Origin of the sequence: Litchfieldia stipae, assembly GCF_014837155.1 — a bacterium.
Lineage (GTDB): Bacteria > Bacillota > Bacilli > Bacillales > Bacillaceae_L > Litchfieldia.
This window is the reverse complement of sequence record NZ_JACYHA010000012.1, coordinates 48,128-60,893: the sequence shown is the minus strand read 5'-3', so window position 1 is coordinate 60,893 and position 12,766 is coordinate 48,128. Positions and strand designations below refer to the sequence as shown.

Genomic DNA, 12,766 nt, shown 5'->3' with positions numbered 1-12,766 from the left:
AGATGGGCTGTTCCTTGATGGTAGATTTAAAATAAAATTACAAATCTTTTACAAACTTCAGTTGTATGCGTTTACAACATTATGAAGGGCGTTCATCTAAATGTCTAGTTCTATTCTATTATCTGGGCTCCCCAACCATGCTCCCTTTCAGAAATAATCTTCAATGTATCGTTAGAGAAGTTTCATATTCTTGCTGAACAAACACTCGTTAAATATGGTAAACTTTTAACAGACTAAAGTACAAAAGACTTGCACCTGCAAGACATCAGAAGGAGAATGTCTCTTGGATAATTTTAATCAACAATTTTTATATGCCATTGTCATTATTGGTCTAGGGTACACTCTTAAGAGATTTAACATCCTTAAGGAGCAGGATGGAGAGGGATTATCAAGAATCATCTTTAACCTCACTCTGCCTGCTTTGATCATCGTTACTTTTAATGATATAAAGATTGATTATTCCTTAATCTTGCTGATTGGTATTGCTTTTTTTTATGGACTCTTTATTTCTGCTCTCGGTCTTTTTATTTTTAAAAATGAGTCGCGTAAAACAAAAGGAATGCTTGGTATGATGGTTCCAGGATTTAATATCGGGCTTTTTGCGTATCCCTTAGTGGAAGGGATTTGGGGCAAGGAAGGAATTAAATATTTTGGGATGTTTGATGTAGGAAATGCATTTATTGTGTTTGGGGTTAGTTACTTGATTGGTAGCTTCTATGCCCAAGAAAATGTCAAACTGGGCTTCAAAGAAATCTCAGGAAAAATGGTCAGGTCTATTCCTTTTATGACGTATATGATTATTTTCTTCTTTAGCTTAATCGGGTATCATCTGCCATCCTTTATTATTGAGGTATCAGGCATTATTTCTTTAGCAAACATGCCGATGGCTCTATTACTACTGGGAATCTACTTGAATTTTAGATTTGAAAAAAGCTACAAAACATTAGCCCTGAAATTTCTAGCGATTAGATATGGTGTAGGACTTGTTTTAGGACTTATTTTATTTTTCATTCTTCCGTTTGGAGATATGTTTAAATACACTGTATTGATTGGATTGATTCTACCAACCTCTGTTTCCGTGCTTCCATACTCGGTAGAATTTGATTATGATCGCAAGTTTGTCGGAACGGTTTCTAATTTAACCATTCTGATCAGCTTCTTCCTCTTGTGGGGAATAGGGAACTTGATTCTATAAAACTAGTGAAAAACCTGGTGCTTCCACTGCGGGCACCAGGTTTTTTGGTGGATATCACTAAATAGAATGAGAAAGTTTGTAGAAATGTGTAATGACAACCTTCTTCATTAGCCTATAGGATAGGATACAAAAATCGTTTCCAATAGGAAGGTGAAGATCATGAGAACAGTGTTAATAAAAAATGCTCGAAATATTATTACGATGGATGGTGAGAGAAATCAGTATCCCGGAGGAAGTATCTATATTGAAGGCCAGGAAATCAAAGCAATTGGAGTAGACCTTCCATATGAAACTGCAGATGAAGTGATTGACGCTAGAAACCAAATCATTTATCCAGGTTTAATAAATACACATCATCATTTGTATCAAACATTCACACGAAATATCCCATTGGCACAGAATTGTGAGTTGTTTGATTGGTTAATTACTCTCTATGACATTTGGCGTCATATTAGACCTGAAGATGTGTATTTGAGTGCGGCTGTAGGTATTGGTGAATTATTAAAAAGTGGTTGTACAACTGTAAGTGATCATTTTTATGTGTTTCCAAATGGGATCAGTGGTGAGTTAATTGATGAAGAAATTCGAGCAGCACACGATTTAGGTGTGCGTTTTTTTCCGACGAGAGGTTCGATGAGTCTTGGGCGATCAAAAGGTGGTTTGCCACCAGATGAGGTTGTTCAAAGTGAGAAGGTGATTCTAAAGGATACAATGAGAGTAATCGAAACGTACCATGACCCTAGTCCATTCTCAATGGTGCGTATTGGTGTGGCACCTTGCTCCCCCTTTTCAGTAAGTCAGGATTTATTACGGGAATCTGCTGATTTAGCCAGAAGCTATGGTGTTAGAATGCACACACATTTGGCAGAAACACAGGATGAGGAGCAATTTTGTATAGAGAAATTAGGGATGAGACCATTGGAATTAATGGAGAACACCGGTTGGGTCGGAAATGATGTGTGGTATGCACATGGGATTTGGTTCAATGAGAAGGAAATACTCAAACTAGGTTCTTGTGGCTGTGGTGTGGCCCACTGTCCGAGTAGCAATATGAAAATGAAATCTGGCACAATGCCAATTATTGAGATGCTTCGTGCAGGTGTAAAGGTCGGGTTGGGAGTAGATGGGTCTGCCTCTAATGATTCTTCCAATCTGTTAATGGAACTAAAAATGATGAACCTATTACATAACCTGCAACATGGAACAAAAGCACTTAGCGCAGAGGATTGTTTATTTATTGCGACAACCGGTTCAGCCAAGGTTTTGGGGTGGGAGGATTCAATTGGTTCACTAGAGATAGGGAAAGCGGCAGATTTATTTATGATTAATGCTAATCGCTTGGAATTTGCGGGTGCTCTTTTTGATGATGCGGCTCTTCCGATTTTGACGGGCACACCTTATGTGGAACGAACAATAGTGGGTGGTAGGACTGTTGTGAAAGAAGGGCGTTTAGTTAATATAAATGAAGAACAGTTAGCGATATCTGCTCAAAAGGCAGCAAATCGTATGGTCGAAACTGCTTCAAGACAATTGAAAAAGAACTATCGAAATTCTAGAATATCACCCATAAATGATAGATAATGCAAGGAATCAGGGAATGTAACGCTTACATTCCCTTTTGTTCATCTTTCATCAGAAAAATTGTGAAAATCTCTAAATTGTTTCCTACCTTTCGTCTAAAATAACCAATGACATTGATAAGGAAATAAATTAGGATAAAAAGCAACAAGTGATGTTATGTTTTATAACATACCGATTGATTTATTTTTTAGGCTGTTTTCTCAAAGTTTGTTGTTGTTTTGAGATGAATAATTGAGAATGAGATTTCTAGCAGCCTGAATACACGGAGACTCCCGTGGGATGCGTGGGCAAAGTGAGACCCCGCAGGAGCGCTAGCGACGAGGAGGCTCACCGGTCACCCCACAGGACGCGGAGTGTATTCAGGATGCGGTATTAAAAGCAACAATATATACGAAAACAGCCATTTTTTATCATTAATTATCTGAACTTTGGTAAAATAATTTATTTTCAGATATATATATTCGTGCGAGAAACTGAACTTGTCAGGAGGAGATCTAATTGACGGTAGTTGCGAGTGAAGTGGTGGCATTTCAACAGGTTAGTAAAGTATATAATACCGGAACAGTGGCGCTTAGTCATTTTCACTTATCGATTAATGAAGGTGAATTTATCAGCTTTTTAGGTCCTTCAGGTTGTGGGAAGTCAACCGCCTTAAGAATGGTGGCGGGTCTTGGTGAAGCAACAGATGGTGAGGTCAAGGTCTTTGATCAAAAGCCACTGGATGTCATTCAAAATACAAATGATATCGCCTTTGTCTTCCAAGATGCGAATCTCTTACCATGGCGAACGGTGCTTGATAATGTATTACTTCCTCTAGAGCTAAGAGGGGGAAACAAGAAGAAGCATAAGGAAACGGCCTTGAGGGTCCTTGAAATGGTGGGTCTGAAGGATCATTTGAAGTCATATCCAAGACAGCTTTCGGGTGGAATGAAAATGCGTGTATCGATAGCTCGTGCATTAGCAGCGAAGCCAAAAATGCTTTTAATGGATGAGCCATTTGCTGCTTTAGATGAAATCACGAGGCAGACCCTTCAAATGGAGTTGCTTGACATTTGGCGTAAGGAAAAGATGACGATTTTATTTGTTACTCACAATGTCTATGAAGCTGTGTTTCTATCAACTAGAATTGCCGTCATGTCCGCAAGACCTGGGCGTTTATCCTCGATGATTGATGTGAAGCTTCCGGCGAAGAGGACGTTAACTATGAGAACTGAGGATGCATTTAATGAATATGTAGAATTAGCCTCTCAGTGTTTGGAAAATAGTACAGATGAAAGGGGTTAGGTTATGTCTATCCAATCGATTGAGGTAGCAAAAAAAGAATTGTTATCAAAAGCAAAGAAAAGTGAAAAAGCTGGATGGTCTAAGTTCAAACAATACTATGTAGGACCTATCGTTGCATTTCTTGTATTTATTACATTATGGCAAACCATTCCGTTAGTACTGGGTTTGAAGCATTACATCCTACCAAAACCAACAGACGTTGTAGAAGCAGCAATCAAGGATTGGAATTTGCTGTGGCCGGCCATCCAAATTACCATGCTAGAGTCTGTTATTGGATTTCTGTTCAGTGCCGTTATTGGGATTCTGGTATCGATTCTATTAGCAAGTTCAAAGATATTAGAGCGAAGTATTTATCCATATGCGATTATCTTGCAGACCATCCCTGTGGTTGCAGTCGCACCAATTATCGTGATTTGGTTTGGAGCAGGTTATAACTCGATTGTTGTTATCTCATTTTTGGTTGGCTTTTTTCCTGTTATCTCAAACACATTAATGGGCTTGAATTCGGTTGATAAAAATATGGATGAGTTATTTACACTGTATAATGCGTCAAACTGGCAAAAAATGTGGAAGCTCAGACTTCCGGCAGCGATGCCTTTTATCATGGCTGGATTAAAGGTTTCTTGTACATTAACGATTGTTGGGGCAATTGTCGGTGAGTATGTAGCGGGAATTGGTGGTGGAAAAGGTGGATTAGGGTATTCCATCACTGTAGCTGCGATCCAAGTAAAAACAGCCTATCTATTTGCTTGTGGAATCGCTGCTGCCATCCTAGGTGTGAGCTTTTATTTACTAGTGAGCTTTATTTCGAACTTAATTCTTAAATCATGGCATGAATCAGCGATGAAGGTTGAAAAATAAAGGGGGTAAAAACATGAAAAGAGTAATAGAATGGAAGAAATCTAGTCTGTTTTTAGTAGGGTTACTGTTCATGCTTGTGCTAGCTGCGTGTTCTGAGAAGGAGGCAGGGAATACTGCGGATGGAGAATCAGAAGAATCTAGTGGGACTGAGTCTGTGAAGCTAGTATTAAACTGGTTTCCTAAAGCACAGCACGGCGGGGTATATGCTGCCGATGACCAAGGGTACTTTGAAGAAAGTGGATTAGACGTTACGATTGAACCAGGTGGACCACAAGTTTCTTCGATTCAAATGGTGGCATCTGGAAGTGCGGAGTTTGGACTAGCACATGCAGACCAAATGGTTATAGCACGAAATCAAGGGATTGAGCTTGTTGCAGTAGCTGCTGCGATGCAAGGGAGTCCACAAGCATGGATGTATCATAAAGGGCAGGAAATTAATGATTTCGAGGATTTAAATGGAAGAACGGTATTTATTCAACCTGGAATTACATATTGGGATTATTTAAAAGGAGAATATGACTTAAGTGGTGTAAAAGAAGTTGCTTACACAGGGCAACATGTGAATTTCATGGATGACGAAACATCTGTTACTCAATCATTTGTGACATCAGAACCTTATTTCATGGAACTTGAAAATGTTGAAACGGAAACCATGTTAATTTCTGAATCTGGCTATGATCCATACAATGTTGTTCTATATGTAACGAAGGACTATTTAGATGAAAATAAAGAAACGGTTCAGAAGTTTGTAAAAGCATTTGTTGAAGGCTGGAACTATTACAAGGATTCTCCAGATGAAATTACGAAAATCATTAATGAGGCAAACACAGATATTGCCTATGAAGCCCTTCAATTTGAACAAACCTCACAAGCTGAATTTGTGTATGAAGGAGACGCTGCAGAACATGGTGTCGGCTATATGACTGAAGATAGATGGAGTGCTTTAATTGACCAGCTAGCAGAGTTAGGGTTACTAGAAGAGAAATTTGACGCAACTGATATCTTCACGACAGAATTTTTACCTGGGAAATAAGGGTTGGTTCTTAAAAGCTACTGTTTGTAAAATGATAAAGCAGTATCGTAAATTCTTAGCAGACTGAATACACGGAGACTCCTGCGGGATCACTGGTCACCCCGCCGGACGCGGAGTGTATTCAGTCTGCGGTTATTAAAGTAAGGTGACTCTCAAAACATAGTGGAGTCACCTTAAGTTCTGTTATTCGCACAAGATAGAAAATGGAGGGATAGGAAATGGAAGATCGGTATCATGCCTATATGAATCGTGAACTAGAACTTAAGCCAACTGAAACAGGTTCGTTGGATGGATTCACCTTCTCGGTAAAAGATGTCTTTGCCATCAAAGGGCATAAAAGCTCTGCGGGAAACCCAGATTACCTTCGAACGCATGAAGCGTCAACAGAAAATGCGCCGGTGATTGAAGCCCTCCTTCAAAATGGAGCAACATTAAAAGGAACCACCCATACAGATGAACTTATGTACAGCTTAAATGGGGAAAATGCACATTATGGGACACCTGTGAATCCAAAGGCACCTGATCATATTCCAGGAGGCTCCTCAAGTGGTTCAGCTGTTGCTGCTGCAAGTGGTGTCGTTGATTTTACGTTAGGAACGGATACAGGTGGGTCGGTTCGAATCCCCTCCTCTTATTGTGGGATATTTGGGGTTAGACCTACACATGGAGCTGTGGAAATAAAGGGAGTCATTCCGTTAGCAGATAGCTTTGATACGGTTGGATGGATGGCAAGTGACCTGTCCACCTTAGTTAAGGTTGGAAAGGTGATCATAGACAAACAAATAGCCCCTACTGAACATGGTTTCAGTCGTGTTCTTTATGCAACTGATGCGTGGGAAAGAATACTACAACAACAAATCACAGAGTCATTACATCGCTCTCTCCCTGTGATTAAGTCGATCTGTCCAATGTTTGAAGAAATCATTCTGTCAGATGAAGGGCTTGATCGTTGGGCAAATGCGTTTAGAATCCTGCAAGCCATGGAGATTTGGGAAGAGCACAAAGACTGGGTTGAAAAAGTAAAGCCGACATTTGGACCAGGGATAAAGGATCGTTTTGAATGGGCAAGTACCTTAAAAAAAGAAGAGTATGAACAAGAGTTTCACCTACGAGAGAAGGTAAAGGATCGTCTATATACATTATTAGGTGATGATGGGATATTAGTTATTCCGACTGCTCCAGGGGGAGCGCCGTTAAAGAATCTAGCTGGAGATGAATTAGAGGATTATCGCTCTCGTGCAATGCAGCTTACATGTATTGCAGGGCTAGCGGGTCTGCCACAAGTCACCTTGCCGATTGGAGAAGATGGTGAAGGGAAGCCGGTTGGTCTATCCTTTATCGGTAATCGTCATCAAGACTTACAGCTCCTTCAATTTGCTCAGGAAGTATGGGGAAAGCTCAATAAGTGAAATAATGGAGGAAGCTTGAGGTTGTTTGACTCAGGCTTTCTCCATTTTCATTCTTGTTAAAGATTCTCTTGGTATACATCCAATGCCGCTTGTAATGCCCTGCCGGTGTTGACATTGGCTCTATGACGGATGAGAACAGCTTCTAGTGCGCTAAGAACAAATAAAATATTCTCTTTCCGACAGCTATAGCCCATTGATCCTATCCTCCATATTTTTCCGTGCAATGGTCCAAATGAACTTGCAATTTCAACTCCAAATTCATGTAATAACATACTTCTAACTGATTCAGGATCCACACCTGTTGGGACGGTTACACATGTCACCATTGGTAGCTTGCAGTCGCGATTACCATATAGCTCAAGACCCATTGCTTCAATTCCTGCGATCAATGCCAACTCGTGATAAGAATGGCGATTAAAGCGTTCCTCAAGTCCCTCTTCAAGAACAATTCGCAAGCCTTCTCTTAGTGCATAGAGCATAGAAGTGGCTTCGGTATGGTGATTTAATCGCCGAGGTCCCCAATAATCCTGCAGCATACTTAAGTCAAAATAATTACTTTTGATAAAAGTGTGATTTAGCTGCTGCTCCTTGAGACGATCTTCTACTGTTGAGATGCCTCTTTCTACTTTTTTTCGATCATTGATCACTTTTTCTACACGTTCATTGAAGGTGATGGGAGCCATGCCAGATGGGACAGATAAACATTTTTGTGTACCAGCAATGACGCCGTCAATGCACCATTCATCCACCTTCACGGGTGCTCCTCCGGTAGTTGCAACCGCGTCAACAATGAATAAACAATCTAACTCTCGGCATGCTGGACCAATTTGATCAAGTGGCTGCATACATCCAGTTGAGGTTTCTCCATGAACTAATGCGGTGATTTTGGGTGATACTCTTTTAATCTCGTCAATAATGACAGATTGTTCAAACACAGTCCCCCATTTACATTCAAGGGTATGTACCTCTGCACCGTAGCGTTCGCAAATCTCTGTTAAAAGATAACCAAAACGCCCGAAAATCGGGATCAGCACTTTGTCACCAGGCTCAATCACACTGCATAAAAGGGCTTCGATTCCAGATCTTGAGGTGCCATCTATAGGAAAGGCCCATTTGTTTTTTGTTTGAAAGACCGCTCTAAGCATCTCCATGACCTCATTCATAATCGCAGTGAAGGCTGGATCAAATTGGCCTAAAATCGGGGTGCTCATCGCCCTTAATACTCTTGGGTCGACTTCCACAGGGCCGGGTGTCATAATTGTTCTTAATGGAGTATTTAAATCTCGATATGTCATCGTGCGTAACTCTCCTTTACTCATAGGCTAGCTGGTATAGTAGCTCTGTTAGAATGGAAATCCCCTTTTCTAAATCCTCTTTATGTGTGAATTCCTGTGGTGAATGACTTATTCCCTTCTCGCTTGGTACAAATAATAGAGCTGTTGGACAAAATGTGCCAAACACCTGGGCATCATGACCAGCTCCGCTTACAATTGGTAAAAAAGAAAATTGCTTCTCCTTCGTAATACGCTCAAACTGCTTTGTTAGAAGTGGGTCCATTTCGACCGGCTTCACGCTCATCCACTCGTTTATTTCAATCTCAACATCAGATTTCTTCGCATATTCGTTAAAATAATCGATCATGTCTTGGCAAAATTGGTCCAAGATATCTTCATCGAAATGTCGAACATCAAGAGTAAATAACACGTCACCAGCAATGACATTTGGAACATTTGGCTGGGCAGTTAGTTTTCCAATCGTGGCAACGAGCTGAGGGTCTGTCTTTAGTGCTTTTGCATGGATATAAGTAATCAAATGTGAGGCAGCAAGCATCGCATCTTTCCGATAATACATCGGTGTTGTCCCGGCGTGATTACTCTCCCCAAGTATGTGAATGTTAAATCGTCTTTGTCCAACGATGTGACTGACAATGCCAATTGATTTAGCAGAACGCTCCAGCGTAATCCCTTGCTCGACATGGAGTTCAATAAAACACTCGATATCATTTCTAACTGGGGATTCTCCGTTATTTGTAGCAAATCCGGCTGCTTTCATCGCTTCAAGTAATCCTATTCCATTGCTATCTTTTATATCAAGTGCATCATCCATGGAGAATCGACCTGTAATATTACCAGAGCCCCAAAATGTTAACGGGAACCGACTTCCCTCTTCCTCACATAAAGAAACCACTTCAATTGACTTCTTAGGTGGCCCATATTGAGCTAGCAATTTCTTAACAGCAAGCAGACTTGCGATGATTCCATATACCCCATCATATTTACCACCGTCAATGACTGAGTCGATATGTGAACCAGTTAGGATTGTTGAGGATTGACTCTCTGTCCCATCTACACGTCCAAATAAATTACCTACACGATCAAAGTGTGTAATGAGACCGAATTCATTCATTTTATCTTTTAGTGCTTGTTGAGCATGGACCCAAGCGTCAGAATAAAGTAAACGACTTACCCCTCCGTTGCTTGTTTGACCATAAGAGGAAAGCCAGTTAACCATAGCTTCTGCTTCTAGCTGTTGAGTGAACAAGTCTTTTGAATCTAACGCCATTGCCCTTTTCCTCCTATCTTGTTGAACAATAAAAACACTATTCACGGTTAATGTGATTTAAGTTTACCAATTGATGTTAGCTTCTTCATTGGTAAAAATGTACTAAATTTACCCTTTTTTTGTGCTAACTAACTAAAAAGTCGAAAAATTATGATAGTATATAAACAATAATGTTGGGAGGGGTTTTTGAAATGAAGGTTGCAGAAGTGTTAGAGGTTCCTGTTCTGAAGGGATGTCAATTAATTGGTGGTCATACAGGAATCCATCGAGAAGTCTTACATGTCAATATGATGGACGCCCCTGATATCATTTCATTTCTTAAACCATATGAATTACTAGTGACGACCGCTTACCACCTGAAAGATGAGCCATCGCTTTTGTTGGAGCTAATCAATGAGATGGCAAACAAAGAATGTGCGGCACTAGGGATCAAAACAAAGCGATTCTTACAAGAGATTCCACAAGAGGCCATTCATTTAGCCAATGAACGATCCTTACCAGTGTTTGAATTACCAAATGAGGCTTCTTTGGGTGATATTGTTAATCATACATTAAGTTATATTTTAGATAAAAGAACAAATGAACTACAGTTTGCGATTGATACACACAAGAAATTTGCCAACCATATTTTGAGTGGAAAAGGCATTCCACAGCTTTTAAAAAGCTTATCTAGCATGATTGGTTCACCTGTTATTTTACTAGATCAATATGCAAAGCCCATCTATTACGCAAGAAATGACGAGAAATACATTGAGCCACTGAAAGAATTTAATTCAAGTGATGATTACTTTTACTTTCCAAACATCCCCTACTTTATGTTCACCCTTTTGGCAAATAAAGTGACCTATTCGTTGTTCTCGGTGTATACCTATGAAAAAAAAGCAGGCTATCTTGTTGTGATTGGCGAAATTTTGCCGAGGGATCATTCGACCATTTTGACAATAGAACAAGCAACAAACGTGCTTTCGTTTGAGTTAACGAAGGAAAATGCCTTAAGTCAGCATTACAAACGGGTAAAGAATGATTTCTTCTTTCATTTTGTTGAAGGACAGTACTCCACGCAGGAAGAAATCATGAATCGTGCAAAGGAATTTCATCTTCAAGATGAACAAAAATACCTTTGTGTCACGGGAGAATTAGATGGAAGTATCGTGGTTGAAAGCTACACCCAAAATCAGTTGAAGATTGACTCAATCTATGAATTCATTGAGGATGAGTTAAAGCTGTTTCCGTTTCAAGCCCATCTTTTTACGAAGGGGAGGACTTGTACCCTTTTGATTGAGATTGAAGAAGTAGAGCAGGTGGAATCTGTTGTTTTGCCAACACTTACAACCATTCAAACGAAGGTTACCTCCCAGTTCAGTCGAACGATTTCATTCGGTGTCAGTAATGTTTCTTTAAATCTAGTAGATGTTAAAAATTCGTATAAGGAGGCAGCGGATGCTTTAGTTATTGGGCATCAATCAGGGAAGTTAGCCTTCATCCAAACCTATCGGACAAAGGATATTAGGGAGTTATTAAGGAGTATACCTAAACAGGATTTACAGGATTTCTATCATAATGCACTTGGTGGGTTATCTGCACAGGAATTTAATCATGATCCCACTCTGCTCCAAACCCTTTTTGTCTATTTAGAAGCACATTGTCAAATCTCCGAAACGGCGAAGAGGTTATATGTCCATCGAAATACCGTCGTGTATCGTTTGGAAAAGTGTGAGGAGCTACTTGGGCGGAGTCTTCATGATTCAGAAACAAGCCTTCAGATTCGTTTGGCGTTCCAAATTAAAAATATCCTAGAAGCGTAGGTTCTCATCCTCTCATTATGCAATTTGTCATAACTACATGGCGATAATTGTTCAACCTGTCTAATGACAATAGACTGAATTATCTGTATCGTGAACCTATACTTATTACATTGGAAGTTAGGTTTTATGACATTTGCGGGTTGGGAGAGAAGGAAGATGAATCTTACTGAGCTAAATGAGATAAATGAAGAAGCGTTTGTGGATGCGTTAGGTGAAATTTACGAGCATTCCCCATGGGTGGCGAAGAAGGCCGTAAAATATCGTCCATTTCAATCAATCGAAGTCCTCCATCAAGCGATGATGGAAGTGGTAAGTAATGCACCAATCGAAGACAAAATCGCACTCATACGAGAGCATCCCAATTTAGGCGAACGCATTGAAATGAGTAGTGATTCAATAAAGGAACAGCAAGGAGCTGGATTGCAAAATCTGACAGAAGAAGAGTTTGCCAGCTTTCAAGAGTTAAACAGAGCTTATATGGAGAAGTTTGGCTTCCCCTTTATTTTTGCAGTGAAAGGGAAAACGAAACAGGATGTCCATGATTCATTAGTAGAACGAATCAATCATTCAGAAGCGGACGAATTTGAGAAGGCTTTATCAGAAATTGATAAGATTGCTGGGTTTCGTCTTCAGGATAAAATAAACGAGTAAGAGGATGGTTTCCAATGTCAGGATTAACGACTCATATTTTAGATATAACGCATGGAAAGCCTGCAGCTAATGTCAACATTGATTTATATGTGGCTGTAGAATCTTCCACTAGTCTTGAATTTCGAAAAACAGTCACGACTAATGAAGATGGGCGCATTGATGCTCCCCTTCTAACAGATGAGGAATTAACGGTTGGTGAATATGAATTGATCTTTCATATCGGTGACTATTTCCGCACGAAATCTCTAGAATTAGCCGAACCTCATTTTTTAGAGAAAGTACCAGTACGCTTTAGTGTGAGCGAAGTTGGAGCTCATTACCATGTCCCTCTCCTCGTCTCTCCTTGGGGCTATCAGGTGTATCGCGGGAGTTAAGGGGAGAAGTA

The 12,766-nt window shown here is 40.1% G+C and carries 11 protein-coding genes; 9 read left to right on the top strand and 2 right to left on the bottom strand.

Annotated elements, in window-relative coordinates:
• The first annotated feature begins 283 nt into the window (after positions 1 to 283).
• The 6 genes from F7888_RS14345 to F7888_RS14320 all read left to right on the top strand — a co-directional run bounded on the left by F7888_RS14345 (position 284) and on the right by F7888_RS14320 (position 7,363).
• Entirely contained in the window at positions 284 to 1,195 is a 912-nt protein-coding gene (locus F7888_RS14345; RefSeq protein ID WP_191780513.1) for an AEC family transporter, read from the top strand.
• A 159-nt stretch (positions 1,196 to 1,354) separates the two neighbouring features.
• Positions 1,355 to 2,776, top strand: a complete 1,422-nt coding sequence (locus F7888_RS14340) for an 8-oxoguanine deaminase (protein WP_191780511.1) — start codon at positions 1,355 to 1,357, stop codon at positions 2,774 to 2,776.
• A gap of 498 nt (positions 2,777 to 3,274) precedes the next feature.
• Positions 3,275 to 4,060 (top strand): ABC transporter ATP-binding protein, encoded by a 786-nt coding sequence (locus tag F7888_RS14335; protein ID WP_191780509.1) that lies wholly within the window; start codon positions 3,275 to 3,277, stop codon positions 4,058 to 4,060.
• A gap of 3 nt (positions 4,061 to 4,063) precedes the next feature.
• The gene (locus F7888_RS14330; protein WP_191780507.1) at positions 4,064 to 4,921 is read left to right on the top strand and encodes an ABC transporter permease; all 858 of its coding nucleotides are present in this window, start codon (positions 4,064 to 4,066) and stop codon (positions 4,919 to 4,921) included.
• 13 nt (positions 4,922 to 4,934) lie between these two features.
• Entirely contained in the window at positions 4,935 to 5,954 is a 1,020-nt protein-coding gene (locus tag F7888_RS14325) for an ABC transporter substrate-binding protein (protein ID WP_191780505.1), read from the top strand.
• 218 nt (positions 5,955 to 6,172) lie between these two features.
• Entirely contained in the window at positions 6,173 to 7,363 is a 1,191-nt protein-coding gene (locus F7888_RS14320; RefSeq protein WP_191780503.1) for an amidase, read from the top strand.
• A gap of 56 nt (positions 7,364 to 7,419) precedes the next feature.
• Here F7888_RS14320 and F7888_RS14315 read toward each other — a convergent pair whose 3' ends face one another.
• Positions 7,420 to 8,658, bottom strand: coding sequence for a pyridoxal-phosphate-dependent aminotransferase family protein (locus tag F7888_RS14315; RefSeq protein WP_191780501.1), 1,239 nt, complete (start codon positions 8,656 to 8,658; stop codon positions 7,420 to 7,422).
• A 16-nt stretch (positions 8,659 to 8,674) separates the two neighbouring features.
• Positions 8,675 to 9,925, bottom strand: a complete 1,251-nt coding sequence (gene allC, locus F7888_RS14310; protein WP_191780499.1) for an allantoate deiminase — start codon at positions 9,923 to 9,925, stop codon at positions 8,675 to 8,677.
• A gap of 191 nt (positions 9,926 to 10,116) precedes the next feature.
• On the opposite strand from allC, the gene F7888_RS14305 reads away from it, so the two are divergent.
• From F7888_RS14305 to uraH, 3 genes are all read left to right on the top strand, one after another.
• Positions 10,117 to 11,730, top strand: a complete 1,614-nt coding sequence (locus tag F7888_RS14305; RefSeq protein WP_191780497.1) for a PucR family transcriptional regulator — start codon at positions 10,117 to 10,119, stop codon at positions 11,728 to 11,730.
• Positions 11,731 to 11,886: 156 nt separating this feature from the next.
• Positions 11,887 to 12,381, top strand: a complete 495-nt coding sequence (gene uraD, locus F7888_RS14300; RefSeq protein WP_191780495.1) for a 2-oxo-4-hydroxy-4-carboxy-5-ureidoimidazoline decarboxylase — start codon at positions 11,887 to 11,889, stop codon at positions 12,379 to 12,381.
• Positions 12,382 to 12,395: 14 nt separating this feature from the next.
• Entirely contained in the window at positions 12,396 to 12,755 is a 360-nt protein-coding gene (uraH, locus tag F7888_RS14295) for a hydroxyisourate hydrolase (RefSeq protein WP_191780493.1), read from the top strand.
• Positions 12,756 to 12,766 lie beyond the last annotated feature (11 nt).